This is a genomic window from Corynebacterium sp. TAE3-ERU12, assembly GCF_019209905.1.
In the GTDB taxonomy this organism is placed as follows: Bacteria; Actinomycetota; Actinomycetes; order Mycobacteriales; family Mycobacteriaceae; genus Corynebacterium.
Window position 1 is genome coordinate 288763 of sequence record NZ_JAHUTM010000001.1, and the last position, 19700, is coordinate 308462.

Consider the following 19700-nt stretch of genomic DNA (forward strand, 5'->3'; position numbering starts at 1 on the left):
GGACAGCGCTGGGTAGCTGAGCTTTTGGCAGTGCCGCTGGCCGCGCTACCGTAGGGCGTATCCTTATTGCTCCAAATCACCGATGGAGTGGCCCTATGCCCGTTAACCAGACCCTCGCGGACGCGTCGGACCTGTCTTTTAAGTCAGCCTTCGTCGTCTACGCGGTGGCCCTGCTGCTGTTCATCGCCTATTACGTGCGGTGCAAAGCCCTGCTCGAAGCCCGTGCAGAAGCCTCGGCAGATGACCATATCCGCTCCGATAAGGTCGACCGCCTTGGCTCAATGAGCGAGATGGTGCTCTACCTGGGTATCGCCATCCACCTTGCTGCGGTGGTGCTGCGTGGCCTTTCTGCCTCCAGGTTCCCGTGGGGCAACCTGTACGAGTACGTTGCCGTCTTCACCCTGGTGGCCATGATTATCGCCGCCGGTGTGCTGCGCCGTAATGAATTGCGCGTGTTCTGGCCGTTCCTGCTCACCCCGGTTGTGGGGCTGATGTTTTACGGCGGCACGGAGCTCTACGCCGAATCGGCGCCAGTGGTGCCGGCACTGAAGTCCTTCTGGTTCCCGATCCACGTTTCCACGGTGGTTGTCGGCGCGTCGATTTTCTTGCTCTCCGGTGTGGCCTCGGTGCTGTACCTGCTGCGCATGAACCAGCCTTTGGGGAAGGAATCCGGGTGGTTGGGGGCCTTGGCCCGGCCGCTGCCCAGTGCCCGCACCCTGGACACCATCGCCTACCGCACCGCCATCTGGGCTTTCCCGATTTTCGGCCTGGGCGTGATTTTCGGTGCCATCTGGGCCGAGGCCGCCTGGGGTCGCTTTTGGGGTTGGGACCCGAAGGAGACAACCTCCTTCATCACCTGGATTCTCTACGCCGGTTATCTCCACGCCCGCGCTACGTCGGGGTGGCGTAATCACCTGGCGGCGTGGATCAATGTCGTGGCCTTCGCGACGATGGTGTTCAACCTGTTCTTCATCAATATGGTCGTCTCCGGCCTGCATTCTTACGCGGGGTTGAACTAATGGGACGCATCGGAGCGCTTGCCGCTTTTCTTATCTCCGTCGGTGTGCTGTTCACTCTGATGGCCCCCGGTGGGCTGGGTGAACCCACCATTGGCCTTGGTGTCATCCTGGCGTTGGCCGGGCTTTTCCCGGAGTCCTGGGTGGTGGGCCTGGCGCACCCCATTGCGCGCCGGCTGTCGATTGGTTTGCTGCTGGTCGGCTCGGTGATGGCCCTATTGGATTGGGGCCTGGACCTGTCAACAGTTGCCGATGTGGCCGCCACCTTGCTGTTCTACGGTGGTTTCTTGGTGTTGCTGCTGCACGCAGTGGCCTACTGGCGTGTTCATGGAGACCAGCTAACGTCCTAAGTCCCCGACCCCTGCCGAGGTTGACCGTATTCTGATGCCTTCGAAAGCTAAGCAACGCACCCGCAGCATGTGGCAGCTTGTCAAAGACGTTCTGGACTCGATTTTCCGCCCCACGATTTCACCGGATTTGTCCAAGCGTGAGCGGTGGGAGCGTCGTGCCGAAGGGCCGCTGCTGCTGCTTTCGGTCATCTTTCTGCTGCTCTACGCCTGGTCCTCGCTGGGTACTGCCGGTTCCACGCTGACCCGCATTGCTGATGCCGGCATGTGGCTGGTGTGGGCCTGTTTCGCCATCGACTATTTCGTGCGCTTAGGGCTTGCCGAGGAGCGCGGCAGTTGGTTCATTCGCCACCTGCATGAGTTGGCGCTGGTGGTTCTGCCCATGTTCCGGCCACTGCGCATCCTGCGTGTGGTGAGCGTGCTGGTGCTGGCCCAGCGGTTTTCTGCCTCGTCGGTACGTGTGACAGTGGCGATGTACACCGTGGCCTCCACGGTGTTGCTGTTGCTGGTGGGTTCGCTGACCATTTACTCCGCAGAGCGTTCCGACCCGGCGAGTGATGTGAACTCTTTCTGGGATGCGCTGTGGTGGTCCATTGTGACGGTCACCACCGTCGGCTATGGCGATATCGCCCCGGTGACCTCCGAGGGGCGCGTTACTGCCGCGTTGCTGATGATCAGCGGTATCGCCCTTGTCGGTATTGTCACCGCGACTGTGGCGTCCTGGCTGGTCCAGCAGGTATCCAATGGTGATGACGCTGCCCGTGATGCGGAAATGCTGCAGGAGATCCGGGCGCTGCGCGATGAGGTGCAGCAGCTGCGCGATGAGGTGCACGGTGCGGGGGACAACTCGGGGGACAACACCGACCCGGATGAACACCGTGCTGAGCACAAGCCGGGGCAATTAGACTAGCGCCCATGCGGATTCTCGTTACTGGTGGCGCCGGGTTCATCGGCTCCAATTTTGTTCGCCGCACCCTGGCCACTCGCCCGGAGGCGCAGGTCACGGTGCTCGACGCTTTTACCTACGCCGCCCATGAGGACAATCTCCGCGATACTGACGGCACGCAGCTGTGCGAGGTCATCCGCGGTGATATCCGAAATGAGGAACTGGTCGATACGCTCACCAAAGGCGTGGATGTGGTGGTGCATTTCGCCGCCGAGTCGCATAACGACAATTCGCTTGCCGACGCTGACCCCTTCGTCACCACCAATGTCAATGGCACTGTGACGCTGCTCCAGGCCGCCACCCGGCATGGGGTGCGGTTTCACCAGATCTCCACCGATGAGGTGTTCGGGGACCTGGACCTTGATGACCCGGCCCGGTTCACCCCTGATTCCCCGTACCGGCCGTCGAGCCCGTATTCGGCGTCGAAGGCTGCTGCGGACCATTTTGTTCGCGCCTGGGTGCGCTCCCATGGCACCGCGGCGACGATCTCTAGTTGTTCGAATAATTACGGCCCCCGGCAGCACCCGGAGAAGTTCATTCCCCGCCAGATCTGTGGGCTTATCGACGGCCAGGTCCCGCGGGTGTACGGCGATGGGCGCAATATTCGCGACTGGATCCATGTCGACGACCACAATGATGCGGTGTGGGCCATCCTGGATCATGGCGAGATCGGCGCGACCTACCTCATCGGTGCTGATGGGGAGCGCGCCAATATCGACGTCGCCGGTGACCTGCTGGAATGCTTTGGCCGTAGTCGCGATGATTTCATTCGGGTCACTGACCGGCCCGGCCATGACCGTCGTTATGCCATTGACCCCGCCTCGACTCGGGCGCTGGGGTGGGCGCCGGCACACAGTGACTTCGCCACCGGCCTGGCGCATACCGTGCAGTGGTACCGGGATAACGAACAATGGTGGCGTCCGGCCTACGCCGCCGCCGAGGCTCAGTACGCGACCACCGAATCGCCGCTAACCTGAGGCCATGAGCACTCGAGGCACCTATCAGCCCACCGAACTGGCCGGCGTCTTCACCTTCGACCCCGTGGTGCACTCAGATAACCGCGGTGCGTTCCACGAATGGTTCAAAGCTGACGCCTTCGCCGAGGCCCTGGGCTACCCGTTCATCCCCGAACAGGCCAATATGAGCACCTCGGCAGCCGGGGTGGTGCGCGGCATCCACTTCGCCGATGTGCCGCCCGGGCAGGCGAAGTTGGTGACCTGCCCCTCGGGCCGCGCCACCGACATCATCGTTGACTTACGTCGCGGTTCGGACACCTTCGGTCAGCACATCACCGTGGAACTCGGCGGGGACAGCCGGAAGGTGGTGTACCTGCCTGTGGGTGTCGGCCACGCTTTCGTCGCCCATGAGACCACCGTTATCGCCTACCTCACCAGCACCGGCTATAACCCTGATGCCGAACATGCGGTCAGTATTGACGACCCCGATCTGGGTATCGATATTGACGCTATCCTGGGCGGCATGCCGCGGGTGCTGTCGAAAAAAGACCAGGCAGCCCCCACCGTCGGCACGCTCGGCGATAGGCTGCCGCGGTGGGAAGACTGCCGGGCCTACGAGAATGACCTGCGCAATATGTGGGCAGAGTCGATGGGGGAGGCCTAGGCCATGAAGGGCATCATCCTGGCCGGCGGTACGGGCACTCGGCTGCGGCCGATCACCATTGGGGTGAGCAAGCAGCTTGTGCCGGTCTACGACAAGCCGATGATTTATTACCCGCTGTCGACACTGATGCTGGCCGGGGTGCGCGATATTCTCATCATCACCACCCCAGAAGACGCGCCGCAGTTCCACCGGCTCTTAGGTGATGGTTCCCAGTTCGGGGTGTCGCTGAGCTACGCGGTCCAAGACGCCCCGCGCGGGCTAGCCGAGGCGTTCATTATCGGCGCGGACCATATTGGTGATGACTCGGTAGCCCTGGTGCTTGGCGACAATATTTTCTACGGAGCGGGCCTGGGCACCCAGCTGCGTCGCTTTAACGACGTTGATGGCGGCGCGATTTTCGCCTACTGGGTCGCTGACCCGGGTGCTTATGGGGTAGTCGATTTCGATGCCGACGGGCGGGCGACGTCCATTGCGGAAAAACCCGCCCACCCACGGTCGAATTTCGCGGTACCGGGTTTGTACTTCTACGACAGCGGTGTGGTCGATATTGCCCGCGGGCTTGCGCCGTCGGAACGCGGGGAGCTGGAAATCACCGATATCAACCGGGCGTATCTGCAGCAGGGGCGCCTCAAGGTGGAGATTCTGCCGCGCGGGACTGCCTGGTTGGATACCGGCACGGTACAGACCCTGATGGCTGCCGGTGATTTTGTGCGCACCATTGAGCAGCGCCAAGGGTTGAAGATTGGGTGCCCGGAGGAAGTCGCCTGGCGGATGGGGTATTTAAGTGACACCGAGTTCGCCGCCGCCGCTAAGGCGCAGGCCAAGTCCAGTTATGGGGCGTATCTCACGCAACTTTTGCGGCGCGGCAAGGATGTATAACGCTCAGGTGGCGTGGCCGTCGGGGTGGTCGTCGTCAGGCTTATCCTGCTGCTGCCGGCGCTTTTCCTCATAGTTTTTCTTGCGCAGTTGCCAGAGGAAGTCCTCATCATCATCCGGGCCTTTCGGCGGCGGTGGAGTCGCTGGCCTGGTGTTATTGCGACGGTAGATATCTGCGCCGGGGCCGAAGGCTTTCCATAACAGCACCACCGCAGCGATGATGAGCAGAAGAATGAGAATCCGGCCCACCTGGCACCTCCTAGTCGTTGCTTGATACGTAGACTAACCGCGTGAGCATTGCAGCTAAAGACACCACCGAAAACACCACGCCAGCGGCCTCGTCCGGCGTCGCCGGGCCGGTGGCGTGGTACCTCCTGGCCCGCATCGCACTGCTGATCGCCCTCACCTTGTTGTTGGCGTTGATTTCGTCGCTGGTCGGTGCCTATGTGCCGATGGCGGTGCTTGCCGTACTCGCCCTCATTATTGCCATGCCGCTGTCGGTATTCGTTTTCCCGCGGTTGCAGGCCAATGCCAATGCGGCAATGGCCAGGTGGGCAGCGAACCGCAAGGCGCATAAGGAGTATGTGCGCGCTGAGCTCGCCGACCGAGAAGAGGACTAGGACCTACAGCACAGTCGGCAGCCATAGGGTGAGTAGCGCCAACGCGGCCCATGCGGTCATAACCTGACCAACCTGGCCCAACACCGGAATGAGCTTGGTGCCCTGCGCCCCGGATCGCACCGTGGCGATGGGTAACCGCGCAAAAAAGACGAGGCTGAGGATGACCGTTGGGTGCCCCAGCAGCCAAATGATGATGGTGACAACCACTGGGGTTAACACCAGAGCCAGCCACAATGTACGAGTGTTGGCGTCGCCCAAGCGGACTGCGAGAGTGACCTTGCCGGCCTGGGTATCAGTGGGGATATCGCGCAGGTTATTGACAAGGTTGACTGAGGCGGAGATGGCGCCCATACCGATCGCCAGTAATAGACCCACCCACGAGATTCGGCCGGACTGGGTGAACTCGGTACCCATAACGGCCACCAGGCCGAAGAAAATGAAAACCGCCACTTCGCCCAGGCCCCGGTAGCCGTAGGGGTTGTCCCCGCCGGTGTAGAACCAGGCGGCCAGGATGCACACCGCGCCGATAAGGATGAGCCACCAGGCGGATAGTAGCGACAAGGTGATACCTGCTGCCGCTGCGACCGCGAAAGCGGCGAAGGCGGCATATTTCACCGTCTGTGGCTGCACCACACCAGCGGCGGTGATGCGGGTTGGCCCGGTGCGGTCATCGTCGGTACCGCGGACACCGTCGGAATAGTCATTGGCGAAGTTCACGCCAATAATGAGCGCCCAGGCCACCACTGCTGCCAGAAGCGCCCGGGGGAGCGAAATATCGTCGTGGGTGATGGTGGCGGCTAGGCCCGCCAGCACCGGTGCGAAGGCATTTCCCCAGGTGTGGGGGCGGGCGGCGCCTAACCAGTCGCGGACAGTGGGGGAGTGGTGGGTGCTCATGCGTCCTTCCGGTTGTACTGCTGCGCGGCGATGTGGCGCACCGCGGCCCGATCTATTTTGCCGCTGGGCAGGGTTGGTAGCCCAGACACGGGGTAGATAGCGCGCGGCCGGGAGTGTTTATCAGGGATCTGGGCGGCCAGATCGGCGCGGGCCTGCGTGATGGAGGCGCCGTCGGCAAGTTCCACGAGGCTCACCATGGCCTGGCCAAGATGGTCGTCTGCGATGCCGACGGTGGCTGCTGCAGAGATGCTGGGCAGGTCGGTGAGGGCGGCGTCGACATCGCGGGGCAGGTGTTTCAGGCCGCCGGAGATGATCATGTCATCGGCGCGGCCAAGGACACTGATCTGCCCGTCGGCGGCGATGGCGCCAAGGTCGCTGGTGGTGAATGTGCCATGAGCTAGATCCGGGTGGTCTCCGGTGCGGTAGCCGCGGGCGACCATAGCCCCGGTGAGGGTGAGCCGGCCGGCGCTGAGCCCCACTGTGACTCCGGGGAGTGGTTGGCCGTCGTAGACCACACCGCCGCAGGTCTCGGAGGAACCGTAGGTGGTGACCGCCGTGATGCCGGCTTCGCGGGCGCGGGCGAGGAGGTCGGGGGCGATTGCTTGGCCGCCGACGAGGACGGCGTCGAGTTCTGCGAGAGCCTCGGTGGCGCCGGGGTGGGTGAGTGCCTTGGCGAGTTGGAGTGGCACCAGGGATAGGTAGCGCCTGGGCCCGGCCATTGTGGTGATAGCTGAACAGAGCGTACCGGGGCAGAAACCACCTGTGAGATCAATCACTTCAGGTGTGAAGCCCGCATGGAGGCTGCGCAGGAGCACCATCAGGCCCGCAATATGGTCCGCTGGGGTGGCCAGTAGCCAACGCCCGTCGCCGCCTAAGCGGGTGTGGGTGGCTTCGATGGCGGCGGTGAGATTGGCCGGCGACAGCAGGGCGCCTTTAGGGGTGCCGGTGGAGCCGGAAGTGCAGGCTATAAGGGCGATATCGCTATCAATGGGCTGTCCGACGCGTTGGGTTTCGCGCAGTAATTGGGCTCGTTCGGGATGCGCTATCGGGGTGGGCAGAAGTGAGGTTTTTCCGGCGAGTGCATCGGAGAGTGAATCCAGGATTCCGGTGACTGCTGGGCCAGTAGGTACCGGTAATTCCGCCAGGGCGCGAGACATGGCAGCAGTCTACCTGTGTGGCCAGAGGGGTAGGAGTTACCAGTGGGGCAAAAGTGGTATTGCTGTCAAATGGAGGTGCGGATTTTTCCCCTCGTAAGGGTGTAACGCATTAGGGTAACCTCCGATACACAGTGTGAATCCCACGCTTTTGCATTTTTAGAGAGGTCCACTACATGTTCCGTCGTACTGCCGCTGTTGCGGCCACCGCCGCTGTATCCATCGGCTTGGCCGCCGCCCCCGCCAGCGCCCTCGCTTGGGCCGACTGGTCTGACGAAGAATCCGGTGAGGCTCAGGCCGTCGTCCGGCTCCAGATCGCCGTTGACAACGAGGGTGGCGCTGCTGCCTGCACCGGCACCGCGATTGCCCCGCAGTGGGTCGTCACCGCCCACCACTGTGTTGAGGACACCGACACCTTCGCCGGCAACGTGCTCGTTGGCCAGGGCGAAGACCCGGCCCGCTTCCAGATCAACCACTGGGAAGTTGCCCCGGTTGGCGATGTCGCCCTGATTCACGTCACCGAGGACATGGGCCTGAGCTACTACCCGGAGATCGCCACCACCAATCCGGCCCCGGAAACCGAGGCTCGCGTCTACGGCTGGTCCCCGCTGGGCCAGGGTCAGTTCGACTACCTGCCGACTGACACCGTCACCGTCCGCGACAACGTCAATCAGCCCGAGTTCGGCGACGGCCTTGGCTACCTGACCCAGTCCGAGCTGCCCACCAAGCTCCAGCAGGGTGACTCCGGCGGACCGCTGTTTGTCGACGGCAAGATCGCTGGCGTCCTGTCCATGGGTATCTCCGGTAGCATCCTGGTCCCGGTGACCTCCAGTGGCTACTTCATCCACGCTGCCACCACCCCGCAGAAGGACTGGATCCAGAACACCATCGCCACCAACCCGACCCAGCCGGCCACCGACGTCCCGGTCGCCCCGAACCAGGCCCTGATCCCGGTTCCGCTGAAGGAATGGTTCCCGCGCGGCCTCAACCCCCGCACCTACTTCGGTGAGCTGCCCGTCGGCTCCTCCGATATCGTCGACATCATTCAGGGCTCCGTCCCCGCCGGTGAGTAATCACTGCGCACCTGTAGACGGCACCTAAGCCCGCCACAGCAATGGGCCCGCCTCCTCAACAATGAGGAAGCGGGCCCATTGGCATATCGCCAGCCAGCCAAGCACCCAGCTAGGCCGACCTAGTAATAGAAGGGGAACTCCTCCCAGTTCGGGGCGCGCTTTTCCAAAAACGCCTCCTTGCCTTCCACAGCCTCATCGGTCATATACGCCAGGCGAGTGGCCTCACCAGCAAAAACTTGCTGACCCATCAGGCCATCATCGGTGAGGTTGAAGGCGAATTTCAGCATCCGCTGAGCCGTCGGCGACTTGCCATTAATCGCCCGCGCCCACTCCACCGCAGTGTCCTCCAAGTCCGCGTGATCGGCGACCTCATTCACCGCGCCCATCCGGTGCATGGTCTCCGCATCATAGGAGCGGCCCAGGAAGAAAATCTCGCGGGCAAATTTCTGGCCCACCTGCTTCGCCAGGTACGCCGAACCATAACCGGCATCGAAGCTGCCCACATCGGCGTCGGTCTGCTTAAACCGGGCATGCTCACGCGAAGCCAACGTCAGGTCACACACCACATGCAGTGAGTGGCCACCACCAGCAGCCCAACCATTCACAACCGCAATAACCACCTTCGGCATGGTGCGGATCAGGCGCTGCACCTCCAGGATGTGCAGCCGACCGCCCTCGACCTTCGCCCGGGCGGTATCAACCGAAGACTCATCGGCAGCAATGACATCACTGTCGTGGCTGCCGGCGTACTGGTACCCCGAGCGGCCCCGAATACGCTGGTCACCGCCGGAACAAAACGCCCAGCCACCATCCTTCGGCGACGGGCCATTACCGGTGAGCAGCACCACGCCCACATCCGGCGACCGCCGGGCATGATCCACAGCCCGGTACAGCTCATCAACCGTGTGCGGGCGGAAGGCATTACGCACCTCCGGGCGGTCAAAAGCGATGCGCACAATGCCATTAGCGCGCCCCTCGCCGGTATGCCGGTGGTAGGTGATATCGGTCAGATCCTCGAAGCCGGGCACCACAGCCCACTGCTCGGGACGGAATGGGGAATCAGTCATAAAACAAGGGTAGCCAGCACGCGCGCCACCGGCCGGTAGCGTGGCAGATATGCACCCGGCAGAAGTAGCAACATTCCTTGATTGCGCCCACGTCGTCGCGCTGCCCATGCGCACCAAATTTCGTGGCATCACCACCCGCGAACTGCTTCTCGTCGAAGGTGAGCACGGCTGGGCCGAATTCGGCGCCTTCCCCGAATACCAACCCCCAGAAGCCGCCAACTGGCTGCGCAGCTGCGTCTCCATCTGGCGCGGCGACCTGCCCACCCCGCGCCACCGGTGGGTGCCGATCAACGCCACCGTGCCCGATATTCCGGCCGATAATGTCGCCGATATCCTCAACCGCTACCCAGGGGCGAGCGTCGCCAAGGTCAAAGTCGCCGGGGACAGCACCCTCGAGCAAGACATCGCCCGAGTCGCCGCGGTGCGCGCCGCCTGCCCGAACATGCAGGTGCGCTGCGACGCTAATGGTGGCTGGACTGTGGAAGAAGCCATGACCGCACTGCGCGAACTCACCGCCGATGGTGCACTGGACTATATCGAGCAGCCCTGCCCCAGCGTCGCCGAGCTTGCCGAAGTGCGCCGCCGCTGCCGGGCCGAAGAACTGCCAGTGCGGATCGCCGCTGATGAGTCCATCCGCCGCGCCGCTGACCCCTGGGAAGTAGTGCGTGCCGACGCAGCCGACGTGGCAGTGCTCAAGGCCGCGCCTATGGGCGGGCCGAAGGCATTTTTAGACCTTGCCGGGCAGCTGGCCGAGCACGGACTCGATGTGACGGTGTCCTCTGCCCTGGACTCGGCGGTGGGTATGTACGCCGGGCTGATCACCGCCGCCTCATTGCCGGACCCCGCCCCGGCGGGACTGGCCACCGGGGCCTTATTCGAGCATGACGTGTGTCCGCCCCGGCGCATTGTCGATGGTCAGCTTGAGGTCTGCCCCCTGGAACCGGACCGGGACGCGCTGGTCGAATTCGCCGCCCCGGAATCACGCCGCCGGTGGTGGTGTGAGCGAGTAGAAGCGTGCGCTGAGGTGCTGCGCAGGCAATAGGAGCCACTTCAGATGTGATCCGATACCGGCGCGCTATAGCGACCGGATACCCTTAACGACATGGCAGAACCCAGCAGTGCCCCGGCCGCAGTTGCCGCGGCGGTTATCGTCGATGAGCTGATCCGCGCCGGCGTGCGCGATGCCATCGTGTGCCCAGGGTCGCGCTCTGCGCCCCTGGCCCGCGAATGTGCCCGCGCAGAAGCAGAAGGGCGGCTGCGCCTGCATGTGCGGATGGACGAGCGGGGTGCCGCGTTCTTGGCCCTCGGCCTAGCAGCAGCAACACAGCGCCCCACCCCGGTACTGACGACCTCTGGTACTGCCGTGGCTAATTTACTGCCCGCGATGGTGGAGGCCACCTATTCCGGTATTCCGGTCTTGGCTCTCACCGCCGACCGGCCCGCCTGGTTCCACGGGTATGGCGCCAACCAGACCATCGCCCAGGCTCATCTTTTCGATGACGCCAGCGTCGTCACGCACGATATTGACGCCACCGCTGCGTTGAGTGCTGGCGCTCAAGCCCGCCTGCGCGCCACCGTCGATAAGCTCATTGCCGCGATGCTGCAGCCTGGCCGTGGCGGTGCGGGGCACCTCAATGTGCGTTTCGACGACCCGCTGGTGCCTGATGATGATGTGCTGGCCGACACTGCCCCCGGGCGTGCCGACGGCGCCACCTGGACCGATATCCAGCATCTGGGCCAGCCGCCGCGCCGGCCGGTGCATACGGTCGATATTTCCCGGCCCACGCTGGTCATCGCCGGCGACCACGCCCCCGACCTGCCGGAACTCGCCGAGCTGCCGACCATCGCGGAGCCGTCGGCACCAGCGGTCTCGAACTGCCCGGTGCACCCCTTGGCGGCAGCGGCCCTGGGCAGCCAGTCCGTGCCGGTCCCGCCGCAGCAGATCATTGTGCTTGGCCGGCCGACGCTGCACCGGGCTGTGGCACAACTGCTGAGCAGGACCGATATTGATATCACGGTGGTCACCAATGGTGGGCTTCCGGGCGCCGCCGACTACGCGGACTTAGGGGCCTGCGCCCACCGCACGGTGCCGCAGGTGCAGCTGGTGGGGGAACAACCCCAGCAGTGGCTAGACCAGTGTGAGCAGTTATCCCTTGCTTCTGTGGGGGTAGTGCGTGATGCAGTTGCCGACGATTCCTACGGCTTTACCGGCCTGCACGCGGCAGCGGCACTCACCGACAGTCTGCGCACCGGCGACACCGTGGTGCTCGGGTCCTCAAGCGCGGTGCGTGACTGCGCCTATACCGGCCTGCCCTTCCCGGCGGTGCGTGTCTACTCGGGGCGGGGCGCCGCCGGTATTGACGGCACTATTGCCACCGCCATCGGCATGGCCTTGGCCAGCGACCGGGCGCACCCCGACGAGATTCGCCCACCGCGCACCATCGCGTTGATGGGGGACCTGACCTTCTTGCACGACGCCGGCTCTCTGCTCATTGGGCCTGATGACCCCCGCCCGGAAAACCTCACCATCGTGGTGGCGAATGATAATGGTGGCGGCATCTTCGAAATTCTCGAAGCCGGTGCCGAGCCGCTGCGCAGCCAGTTCGAGCGGGTCTTCGGAACCCCGCATGATGCGGATATTTCCGCTCTGTGCGATGCCTATGGGGTGGCCTATAGCCGGGCCAGCACCCTCAGCGAAGCCCTGCAGTTGCTGCACCCCGATACCGATGTTGATGGCATCCGGGTCGTCGAACTGCGCACCAGCCGCACCACCCGGCGCAGTCTGCACCACGAACTGCGCCACCCCGGCTGCGCCGAACCGGGGCACAGCTAGTCATGGCCCGGTTTATCCCCACTGTCCGTGGCCCCCGCGACTCGGGGCCGTCTCGGTGGCCACGCCGGGTGCGCCAGTTCATTTTGGTGTTCCTGTTAGCCTTGGCTGCTGCGTGCGCGGGCCTGGTGTGGGGAGCGTGGTCGTCGGGGCGCGCTATTGACGCCCATACCGGCAATGCCGTTGCGGAGGTGCGCAGTGTCAGCATTGTGCGCACCACTGTCGATTTTGTTGATGAGAGCGGCGAATACCGGTCCCCGCCCGTGGGGGTGCTCTACCCGGTGGGTCTTGAACCTGGCCAACGCGTGCGGGTTGAGTATGACCGGACGAACCCCGATTTAGTGCGGGTACAGGGCCGAGGGTGGTCGTTGGCTATTCTGCCTGCGGTCTCCGTCCTACTGGGAGGGTTCATCCTGGCGGCACCGGTGTGGTGGTTCAGCGTTCGGGCTACCCGACGTTCACTTACCGATAGTGTCGCCGACACCGAGCGATAACGCGTTAGTGAACGGGGATTGGGAGGCTGTGCGTATGCGAGTGGCGATTGTGGCGGAGTCTTTCCTCCCGAATATGAACGGTGTGACCAACTCGGTACTCCGAGTCCTTGACTACCTGGCCGAACATGGCCACGAGGCGTTGGTCATCGCACCGGGGGCCCGGGCCTTCCAGGAAGAAATCGAGTCTTACCGAGGCTTCGAGATTGTGCGCGTGCCGACGGTGATGGTGCCGCTGATTGATTCTTTGCCGATCGGTGTCCCGCATGGCCGAGTTGCCACCTCCATCCGCGAATTCCACCCCGACGTGGTTCACCTGGCCTCCCCGTTCGTCCTCGGCGCCGCCGGGGCCTTCACCGCCCGCGCCCTGCGCGTGCCCAGCATCGCCATCTACCAGACCGACGTCGCCGGTTTTGCCAATAACTACCGGCTGTCGCTGATGTCCACTTTCGCCTGGTACTGGACGAAGGCCATCCACAACAGCTGTAGTCGTACCCTCGCGCCCTCCTCGCCGACCATCGCGGACCTGGAAAGCCACGGCATTAAACGCATCCACCACTGGGGCCGCGGGGTGGACCTGGAACGCTTCCAGCCGATGAACCGCAATGAAGAACTGCGCCGCCAGTGGAGCCCCGAGGGCCACCCCATCGTCGGCTATGTCGGGCGTCTGGCCGCCGAGAAAAACGTGCACCGCCTAGAGCAGCTCGACGCCCGCGACGATATTCAACTCGTCATCGTCGGCGATGGCCCCTCCCGTGCCGACCTGGAACACCGCATGCCCAATGCCGTATTCACCGGTCAGCTCGGCGGCGACAAACTCGCCGAGGCCTACGCCAGCCTCGACTGCTTCGTGCACCCCGGCGAATGGGAAACCTTCTGCCAGACCATCCAAGAAGCCCACGCCTCCGGGGTGCCCACCATCGGCCCCAATGCGGGCGGCCCCCGCGACCTCATCCACCCCGGTATCGACGGGGAACTGCTCGAGGTGGACAGCTTCGCCGACACTGTGTGCGACGCCGTGGACCGCTGGACCGGCGCGGCATCCTCCAACGCCCTGCGCGCCACCTGCCGTGCCGCAGTCGCCAACCGCAGCTGGGAGGCGCTTGGCGACGAGTTGATGTCCCACTACGCGGAGGTGGCCGACGTTGAGTCCCGGTTTCGCGAAGACTCCCAAGTCCACTAAGCGCCACCTGCGCCGACGGGGCCGGTTCGTCGGCGTAGCACTAGCAGCTAACCTGCGCTCCTGGTTGCGCCTCGACCGCTAATCCCGCCCAGGCGTGTAGCCTGGCCTGCGTGGCAAGGGCAGATCTGCAGAAAAAACCCGCTGAAGTAGCGTCCATGTTCGACGCCGTCGGTAAGCGGTACGACATCACCAACACCGTGATGACCGCCGGACTCGACGGCTACTGGCGCCGCCGCATCACCAAGCGGCTGGCACCCCGGCCCGGCGAACGCGTCCTCGACCTCGCCGCCGGCACCGCCATCTCCACCATCGCGCTAGCCGACAACGGCGCCTGGTGCGTGGCTTGCGATTTCTCCCGCGGCATGCTCAAAGCCGGCGCGCACCGCCCCGTGCCGAAAGTATGCGGCGACGGCATGCACCTGCCATTTGCCGATGAGAGCTTCGACGCGGTCACCATCACCTGGGGACTGCGCAATATCAACGACCCCGCCGCCGGCCTGCGCGAAATGGCGCGGGTCACCAAACCCGGCGGTCGCCTCACCGTTGCCGAGTTCTCCACCCCCGCCTGGGCACCATTGGCCGCGGTGTACAAAAACCTCGTACTCGCCGCGCTACCCGGTATCGCCCGCGCTGCCTCCTCCAACCCGGAGGCCTACGTCTACCTCGCCGAATCCATCCGCGCCTGGCCGGACCAAGAAGCCCTGGCCCGCCTGATTAACACCAACGGCTGGGTCGATTGCGGCTGGCAAAACCTCACCGGCGGCATCGCCGCAATGCACTCCGCCCGCAAACCGGACTAGCAGCCACCAACAGCTACTCCCACGGCTGGCGGGTATCGGCGACCGCCGAAACCCGGCCCGCAGCGCGCCACAGCCGGGCCACCACATCCCGGTCCGACTCATCGACCAGATTGCCCATCAGTCGCGCCGCTGTGGCCATCACCGGCTCACCCCACGGCGCCCCCATGCCCACCGGGCCCGCCGCCGGTAAGAACCCGGGAATGGTCAGCAAACCAGCCAACCGCCGCGCCAACGAAAACGCTGGTCCATAGTGTTGGCGCAGCAACGCCGGCCAGGCGTAGTACAACCCATCGGGGTCGCCAACCGCCGCCGTTATCTGCCGCACCACCAGGCGCGCCGACTCCAACGCATAATCAATGCCCTCACCATTGAGCGGATTCACCAACGCCGCCGCATCACCAATCAACGCCCAGTTCACACCGGACACCCCAGTGACTGCGCCGCCCATCGGCAGCAACGCCGAGGTCACATCCTGCGGCTCCCCGAGATTCCACTGGTGTTGCTGCTGGCCCGCGTAGTGGCGCAGCAGTTTCTTCACATTCGTCCGCGCCGGGCGCTGCTGCGTCGCCAACGCCCCACACCCCAGGTTCACCCGCTGGGTGCCGTTCTCATCGGCCCCCAACGGAAAAATCCAGCCATAGCCGGGCTGGGTGGCGCCCTCGTCGTCACGCAACTCCACATCCGAATGGATCCACGGCTCACACCGGTCCGTGGTGCAGTACGAGCGCGCCGCAACCCCAAACACATGGTCGCGGTGCCACGTACGGCCCAGTTGCTTACCGACGGGGGAGCGGACCCCATCCGCCACAATCAGATGACGCAGGCGCACCTCATGAGAGCCATCCGGGCCAGATAACGTCACATGCGACACCGTGCGCACACTCGGCCGATGGACATCGACCACCGAATACCCATCAAGGACCTGGGCACCGCACTCGGCGGCATAGCCCAATAACAGCGCATCGAACTCGCGCCGGGCCATCGCCGCCCCAACCTGCGGGAACGCCCCATCGGGCCACGGTGCAGTCACATCGCGGCCAAACCCATGCAACTTCAGGCCCTTATTGCGCGCCGTTATGACGACATCGTCGGCAAGCCCAAGATGACGCAATTCCGCAATCGCACGCGGAGTCAGCCCATCACCGCAGGTCTTATCCCGCGGAAACTCGCGGGCATCAGCCACCAGTACCGATAAACCCGCCCGGGCGGCATGAATCGCGGCGGCTGAACCAGCAGGGCCACCACCTACAACCACCACATCCACAGCGGCGGGCACGGCAGGGGGCGCGGCAGCAGCGTCGGAAATGCTCATTGGCACAGGCTAACCGAGAGTCTTAAGTCCGCAACGAGAGTTCATAAAGGATCTCCGGCAGGCGTAGATTACGCTAGATTCGATACGTTAACCCCAGACCCGATGAGGCAGGACCCCTTATATGCTTACCGCCGGCAGCAAGGCTCAAAACGCCCAGCGCACAGGTGGGCGAGGTATTGCCAGCGTTTCACTAGGGGACCCGGAACTGGAAGCCACTATCACCGCCGGCATGCAGGCCTGCGAAGAACGCATCGACGGCGAACTCGGCCGCGGCGAAGACTTCCTCACCGAACACGTCACCCACCTCGCAGCCGCCGGCGGCAAACGCTTCCGCCCCATGCTGGCTGTGCTTGCTGCGCAATTCGGCACACACCCAGACTCGCCTGACGTCATCACCGCCGCCACCGTGGTCGAACTGACCCACCTTGCGACGCTCTACCACGACGACGTCATGGACGAAGCCGACATGCGCCGCGGTGTTCCTTCCGCCAACGCCCGTTGGAATAACTCCGTCGCCATCCTCGCCGGCGACCTGTTGTTCTCCTCGGCCTCACACCTGCTGGCCGAGTTGGGTACCGACGCGGTGGCCCACTTCGCTGAGACCTTCCGAATCCTGGTCACCGGCCAGATGCGCGAATCCCTGGGCTGCCCCGAAGGCGGCGACCAAGTCGAGCACTACCTGAAGGTCATCGAGGAAAAAACCGGTGTGCTCATCGCCACTGCCGGCCACCTCGGCGCCAAGCACGCCGGGGCTGATGAAGCCACTGTGCGGGCGCTGTCTGACTACGGACATAATGTCGGGATGGTCTTCCAGATTGTCGACGACATCATCGACATCTCCTCAAAGGAAGACGAATCCGGCAAAATCCCCGGCACGGACCTGCGTGAAGGCGTGTTCACCCTGCCGGTGCTCTACGCCATGCGGGAGGATACCGCTGTCGGTGCGCGGTTGCGCGAGATCCTCACCGGGCCGGTCACCGACGATGGGCTTGTCGACGAAGCACTGGGCCTGCTCTCCAAATCCAATGGTGCTGAGCGGGCGCTTGCCGACGTACGCAAGTACTCCGAACGCGCCGAGGCCGCTATCGCCGACCTGCCCGATATCCCGGCCAAGTCCGCGCTGCGCCGCGTACTTGATTACACCGCCGACCGGGTGGGCTAAACCGCCCGACAACGGTGCTGAAAGTGCGCGTAGATTACCTGGTTGCGCTGCGGATTTGCTTTGACTCGCGGCCTCTGGTGTAGCATGTGATGCGCACCCGAGAGGGAACGCGCCCGAAAGGGTTTTTCGCCAGATTGCCCGAGCGGCCAAAGGGAGCGGATTGTAAATCCGTCGGCTTTGCCTACGTTGGTTCGAATCCATCATCTGGCACCACCTGAGGCGCCGCGTGGACGTTATTCCACGCGGCGCCTTTTGTGTTGTCTGGGGCGGGGTAGGGAAGCCGGACATGCCCGCAATACTGGCAGCGTGAGGGGCGCGAAGGCCCGAATAGGGCAAGCGTTGTGCGTACCGGGTGCGGATAAGTACACCGTGGTACACATAAATGCGTGAGAAAACCGCCGTTGCGCTGGTGATTTGCTCTAAGCGTTAGCTGTTGGTTAATCTTTCGGAGGCTTCAGCGCACGGCGCACTGCGAAAGTGGTGAGTCGGAAGCGAGAAACCACGCCCCCTTAGCTCAGTCGGCAGAGCGTTTCCATGGTAAGGAAAAGGTCGACAGTTCGATTCTGTCAGGGGGCTCTGTTCTTTTGTGCGCCCCGTCCATGACCGCACCGGTTCGCCGGGGAGTGCGCAGACGGACTGCGGCGATGTAGCTCAGATGGTGAGAGCGCACGACTCATAATCGTGAGGTCGGGGGTTCGATCCCCCCCATCGCTACTGGTGACGCAGTCACCTACCTCAACCGGCCCCCGTGCTAGGGTTGGGATTCGTTCGCAGTTTTGCGGATGAAGGGGCGTAGCTCAACTGGCAGAGCAGCGGTCTCCAAAACCGCAGGTTGCAGGTTCAAGTCCTGTCGCCCCTGCAAATCCAACCAACGCACAGCACGAGGAGTCCCGTGGCCGAGCACAACAGCACCACCAGCGCACGCCCCTCCGGCAAGCGCCAGGTCGAAGGCACCGCATCGACACGCGCCGCGCGTCCGGCCCGCCGCCAGGAAGGTTCCGTTGAAGGTTCCGGCGGCAATCCGATTACTTTCCTTTCGCAGGTTATTTCCGAACTGCGCAAAGTCATCTGGCCCACCACCAAGCAGATGATTGTCTACACCGTCGTTGTGCTGCTGTTCCTGGCTTTCACGCTTTTGCTGGTGTGGGGTGTCGATACCCTCGCAAGCCTAGGTGTCTCCTCCGTTTTCGGGTCTTAGTGCCTTTCTGGGTTATACTTCGGCTCTAACGACGTTTTATCCCGCCACCGTCTCACGGTAGGCGGGATTAATCTTTGGTCGCCCTGGCCGTTATGGGTGGGGCTGCCGAACTAGCTGTGAAGGATGATTTCCATGACCGATGGGAACAACATGTTCTCTGATTCTGAGGAGAAGGCTTCCGGCTCCTCCCTGGGCGACGCGCTGATCAATGCCGCCCAGGAGTCCTATGGCGAGGATGAGGCCCAGCAGGCCCAGTCTGAGCCGCAGGTTGATGCTGAGCCGGGCACTGCCGGTATTGACGGTGCCGCCGAGGCCAGTGCGGAAGCCACCGTGCCTGCCGACGGCGACGCCGCCGATGCGCCTGCCGACGACGCTGAGGTAGACCCGGAAGCGGAGTACCGCCGCAAGCTGCGTGAGTTCCAGCGTGAACTCAAGCGCCGCAAGGGTGATTGGTACATCATCCAGTGCTACTCGGGTTATGAGAACAAGGTGAAGACCAACTTGGAGATGCGCGCCCAGACCATGGGTGTGGATGAGCAGATCCATGAGGTTGTTGTCCCGATCGAAGAGGTCGAAGAGCTGCGCGACGGTAAGCGCAAGATCGTCAAGCGCAAGCTGCTGCCCGGCTATGTGCTGGTGCGCATGGAACTTGATGACCCGTCGTGGTCGGTGGTGCGAGACACCCCCGGCGTGACCTCTTTCGTGGGTTCTGAGGGCCACCCGACCCAGGTGAAGATCCGTGAGGTCGCGAAGTTCCTGATGCCGAAGGAGACCGTCACGAAGTCTCAGGACGCCGCCGAGGCCGAAGCAGCCGTGGCTGTGGCCCCGCAGCCCGAAGCCAGCAAGCCGAAGATCGATTACGAGGTCGGCGAGTCCGTCACGATTCTGTCCGGCCCGTTCGCATCGGTTGCCGCGACCATCAACGAGATCGATCACAACACCGGCCGAATCAAGGCCCTGGTGTCCATCTTTGGTCGTGAAACCCCAGTCGAGCTTGGTCTCGACGAGGTGGAAAAGCTGGATTAGACCAGTAGCAGTTTGGGCAGGTAGCCGTAGTCGGCGTACACTGTCCGTTCGTGCATGCGCACGCCCATTGTGAGGTCACTGACCA

The 19700-nt window shown here is 63.7% G+C and carries 21 protein-coding genes and 4 tRNA genes; 20 read left to right on the forward strand and 5 right to left on the reverse strand.

The window, feature by feature from the left end; all coding sequences use genetic code 11:
- Positions 1 to 95: 95 nt before the first annotated feature.
- The 6 genes from ccsB to rfbA are packed head-to-tail and all read left to right on the forward strand — an operon-like array spanning position 96 to position 4808.
- The gene (ccsB, locus tag KRX51_RS01300; RefSeq protein ID WP_218361155.1) at positions 96 to 1019 is read left to right on the forward strand and encodes a c-type cytochrome biogenesis protein CcsB; all 924 of its coding nucleotides are present in this window, start codon (positions 96 to 98) and stop codon (positions 1017 to 1019) included.
- Positions 1019 to 1366 (forward strand): hypothetical protein, encoded by a 348-nt coding sequence (locus tag KRX51_RS01305; RefSeq protein WP_218361156.1) that lies wholly within the window; start codon positions 1019 to 1021, stop codon positions 1364 to 1366. Before ccsB ends, KRX51_RS01305 begins: the two co-directional genes overlap by 1 nt.
- Before the next feature lie 34 nt (positions 1367 to 1400).
- Complete coding sequence (locus KRX51_RS01310) at positions 1401 to 2273, forward strand: potassium channel family protein (RefSeq protein ID WP_255549337.1); 873 nt, start codon at positions 1401 to 1403, stop codon at positions 2271 to 2273.
- A gap of 5 nt (positions 2274 to 2278) precedes the next feature.
- Entirely contained in the window at positions 2279 to 3286 is a 1008-nt protein-coding gene (rfbB, locus tag KRX51_RS01315) for a dTDP-glucose 4,6-dehydratase (protein ID WP_218361157.1), read from the forward strand.
- A 4-nt stretch (positions 3287 to 3290) separates the two neighbouring features.
- Entirely contained in the window at positions 3291 to 3929 is a 639-nt protein-coding gene (locus KRX51_RS01320) for a dTDP-4-dehydrorhamnose 3,5-epimerase family protein (protein ID WP_218361158.1), read from the forward strand.
- 3 nt (positions 3930 to 3932) lie between these two features.
- The gene (gene rfbA, locus KRX51_RS01325) at positions 3933 to 4808 is read left to right on the forward strand and encodes a glucose-1-phosphate thymidylyltransferase RfbA (protein WP_218361159.1); all 876 of its coding nucleotides are present in this window, start codon (positions 3933 to 3935) and stop codon (positions 4806 to 4808) included.
- Between the two features lie 3 nt (positions 4809 to 4811).
- Here rfbA and KRX51_RS01330 read toward each other — a convergent pair whose 3' ends face one another.
- Complete coding sequence (locus KRX51_RS01330) at positions 4812 to 5054, reverse strand: hypothetical protein (protein ID WP_218361160.1); 243 nt, start codon at positions 5052 to 5054, stop codon at positions 4812 to 4814.
- A 41-nt stretch (positions 5055 to 5095) separates the two neighbouring features.
- On the opposite strand from KRX51_RS01330, the gene KRX51_RS01335 reads away from it, so the two are divergent.
- Positions 5096 to 5425, forward strand: coding sequence for a DUF4229 domain-containing protein (locus KRX51_RS01335; RefSeq protein WP_370624965.1), 330 nt, complete (start codon positions 5096 to 5098; stop codon positions 5423 to 5425).
- Between the two features lie 3 nt (positions 5426 to 5428).
- Here the strand turns inward: KRX51_RS01335 and KRX51_RS01340 are convergent, their stop codons facing one another.
- Positions 5429 to 6319 (reverse strand): 1,4-dihydroxy-2-naphthoate polyprenyltransferase, encoded by an 891-nt coding sequence (locus KRX51_RS01340; RefSeq protein ID WP_218361161.1) that lies wholly within the window; start codon positions 6317 to 6319, stop codon positions 5429 to 5431.
- On the reverse strand, positions 6316 to 7476 hold the full coding sequence (gene menE, locus KRX51_RS01345) for an o-succinylbenzoate--CoA ligase (RefSeq protein ID WP_218361162.1): 1161 nt from the start codon (positions 7474 to 7476) through the stop codon (positions 6316 to 6318). The genes KRX51_RS01340 and menE overlap by 4 nt, the downstream gene beginning before the upstream one ends.
- A gap of 173 nt (positions 7477 to 7649) precedes the next feature.
- Between menE and KRX51_RS01350 the strand changes: the two genes are divergently transcribed.
- Positions 7650 to 8546: a trypsin-like serine protease gene (locus KRX51_RS01350; protein WP_218361163.1), complete on the forward strand. Its 897-nt coding sequence runs from the start codon at positions 7650 to 7652 to the stop codon at positions 8544 to 8546.
- Between the two features lie 119 nt (positions 8547 to 8665).
- Here the strand turns inward: KRX51_RS01350 and KRX51_RS01355 are convergent, their stop codons facing one another.
- Positions 8666 to 9613, reverse strand: coding sequence for a 1,4-dihydroxy-2-naphthoyl-CoA synthase (locus tag KRX51_RS01355; RefSeq protein WP_218361164.1), 948 nt, complete (start codon positions 9611 to 9613; stop codon positions 8666 to 8668).
- A 49-nt stretch (positions 9614 to 9662) separates the two neighbouring features.
- Here KRX51_RS01355 and KRX51_RS01360 point away from each other — a divergent pair, with 49 nt between their 5' ends.
- The 5 genes from KRX51_RS01360 to KRX51_RS01380 all read left to right on the forward strand — a co-directional run bounded on the left by KRX51_RS01360 (position 9663) and on the right by KRX51_RS01380 (position 14917).
- Entirely contained in the window at positions 9663 to 10655 is a 993-nt protein-coding gene (locus KRX51_RS01360; RefSeq protein WP_218361165.1) for an o-succinylbenzoate synthase, read from the forward strand.
- A 60-nt stretch (positions 10656 to 10715) separates the two neighbouring features.
- Positions 10716 to 12446 carry a 2-succinyl-5-enolpyruvyl-6-hydroxy-3-cyclohexene-1-carboxylic-acid synthase gene (gene menD / locus KRX51_RS01365; protein ID WP_218361166.1) on the forward strand — a complete coding sequence of 577 codons (1731 nt, stop codon included), beginning with the start codon at positions 10716 to 10718 and terminating at the stop codon, positions 12444 to 12446.
- 2 nt (positions 12447 to 12448) lie between these two features.
- Positions 12449 to 12937, forward strand: coding sequence for a DUF3592 domain-containing protein (locus KRX51_RS01370; RefSeq protein ID WP_218361167.1), 489 nt, complete (start codon positions 12449 to 12451; stop codon positions 12935 to 12937).
- Between the two features lie 34 nt (positions 12938 to 12971).
- Entirely contained in the window at positions 12972 to 14117 is a 1146-nt protein-coding gene (locus KRX51_RS01375) for a glycosyltransferase family 1 protein (RefSeq protein ID WP_218362209.1), read from the forward strand.
- 110 nt (positions 14118 to 14227) lie between these two features.
- Positions 14228 to 14917, forward strand: a complete 690-nt coding sequence (locus KRX51_RS01380) for a demethylmenaquinone methyltransferase (protein WP_218361168.1) — start codon at positions 14228 to 14230, stop codon at positions 14915 to 14917.
- A gap of 13 nt (positions 14918 to 14930) precedes the next feature.
- Here KRX51_RS01380 and KRX51_RS01385 read toward each other — a convergent pair whose 3' ends face one another.
- Positions 14931 to 16229 (reverse strand): geranylgeranyl reductase family protein, encoded by a 1299-nt coding sequence (locus KRX51_RS01385; protein WP_218361169.1) that lies wholly within the window; start codon positions 16227 to 16229, stop codon positions 14931 to 14933.
- A gap of 121 nt (positions 16230 to 16350) precedes the next feature.
- Between KRX51_RS01385 and KRX51_RS01390 the strand changes: the two genes are divergently transcribed.
- The 7 genes from KRX51_RS01390 (at position 16351) to nusG (ending at position 19615) form a co-directional block, all read left to right on the forward strand.
- The gene (locus tag KRX51_RS01390; protein ID WP_218361170.1) at positions 16351 to 17391 is read left to right on the forward strand and encodes a polyprenyl synthetase family protein; all 1041 of its coding nucleotides are present in this window, start codon (positions 16351 to 16353) and stop codon (positions 17389 to 17391) included.
- Between the two features lie 128 nt (positions 17392 to 17519).
- A tRNA-Tyr gene (locus KRX51_RS01395) sits at positions 17520 to 17604 on the forward strand.
- A gap of 290 nt (positions 17605 to 17894) precedes the next feature.
- Positions 17895 to 17967: transfer RNA gene (locus KRX51_RS01400), tRNA-Thr, on the forward strand.
- Between the two features lie 64 nt (positions 17968 to 18031).
- Positions 18032 to 18105: transfer RNA gene (locus KRX51_RS01405), tRNA-Met, on the forward strand.
- A gap of 72 nt (positions 18106 to 18177) precedes the next feature.
- Positions 18178 to 18250, forward strand: a tRNA-Trp gene (locus KRX51_RS01410).
- A gap of 33 nt (positions 18251 to 18283) precedes the next feature.
- Positions 18284 to 18589 carry a preprotein translocase subunit SecE gene (gene secE, locus KRX51_RS01415; RefSeq protein ID WP_218361171.1) on the forward strand — a complete coding sequence of 102 codons (306 nt, stop codon included), beginning with the start codon at positions 18284 to 18286 and terminating at the stop codon, positions 18587 to 18589.
- Positions 18590 to 18721: 132 nt separating this feature from the next.
- On the forward strand, positions 18722 to 19615 hold the full coding sequence (nusG, locus tag KRX51_RS01420; protein WP_218361172.1) for a transcription termination/antitermination protein NusG: 894 nt from the start codon (positions 18722 to 18724) through the stop codon (positions 19613 to 19615).
- Positions 19616 to 19700 lie beyond the last annotated feature (85 nt).

Bases quoted from the DNA above. Each gene is read 5' to 3' on its own strand.
- ccsB (WP_218361155.1), top strand. From the start codon at position 96: ATGCCCGTTAACCAGACCCTCGCGGACGCGTCGGACCTGTCTTTTAAG.
- KRX51_RS01305 (WP_218361156.1), top strand. From the start codon at position 1,019: ATGGGACGCATCGGAGCGCTTGCCGCTTTTCTTATCTCCGTCGGTGTG.
- KRX51_RS01310 (WP_255549337.1), top strand. From the start codon at position 1,401: ATGCCTTCGAAAGCTAAGCAACGCACCCGCAGCATGTGGCAGCTTGTC.
- rfbB (WP_218361157.1), top strand. From the start codon at position 2,279: ATGCGGATTCTCGTTACTGGTGGCGCCGGGTTCATCGGCTCCAATTTT.
- KRX51_RS01320 (WP_218361158.1), top strand. From the start codon at position 3,291: ATGAGCACTCGAGGCACCTATCAGCCCACCGAACTGGCCGGCGTCTTC.
- rfbA (WP_218361159.1), top strand. From the start codon at position 3,933: ATGAAGGGCATCATCCTGGCCGGCGGTACGGGCACTCGGCTGCGGCCG.
- KRX51_RS01340 (WP_218361161.1), bottom strand. From the start codon at position 6,319: ATGAGCACCCACCACTCCCCCACTGTCCGCGACTGGTTAGGCGCCGCC.
- menE (WP_218361162.1), bottom strand. From the start codon at position 7,476: ATGTCTCGCGCCCTGGCGGAATTACCGGTACCTACTGGCCCAGCAGTC.
- KRX51_RS01350 (WP_218361163.1), top strand. From the start codon at position 7,650: ATGTTCCGTCGTACTGCCGCTGTTGCGGCCACCGCCGCTGTATCCATC.
- KRX51_RS01355 (WP_218361164.1), bottom strand. From the start codon at position 9,613: ATGACTGATTCCCCATTCCGTCCCGAGCAGTGGGCTGTGGTGCCCGGC.
- KRX51_RS01360 (WP_218361165.1), top strand. From the start codon at position 9,663: ATGCACCCGGCAGAAGTAGCAACATTCCTTGATTGCGCCCACGTCGTC.
- menD (WP_218361166.1), top strand. From the start codon at position 10,716: ATGGCAGAACCCAGCAGTGCCCCGGCCGCAGTTGCCGCGGCGGTTATC.
- KRX51_RS01370 (WP_218361167.1), top strand. From the start codon at position 12,449: ATGGCCCGGTTTATCCCCACTGTCCGTGGCCCCCGCGACTCGGGGCCG.
- KRX51_RS01375 (WP_218362209.1), top strand. From the start codon at position 12,972: ATGCGAGTGGCGATTGTGGCGGAGTCTTTCCTCCCGAATATGAACGGT.
- KRX51_RS01385 (WP_218361169.1), bottom strand. From the start codon at position 16,229: ATGAGCATTTCCGACGCTGCTGCCGCGCCCCCTGCCGTGCCCGCCGCT.
- KRX51_RS01390 (WP_218361170.1), top strand. From the start codon at position 16,351: ATGCTTACCGCCGGCAGCAAGGCTCAAAACGCCCAGCGCACAGGTGGG.
- nusG (WP_218361172.1), top strand. From the start codon at position 18,722: ATGACCGATGGGAACAACATGTTCTCTGATTCTGAGGAGAAGGCTTCC.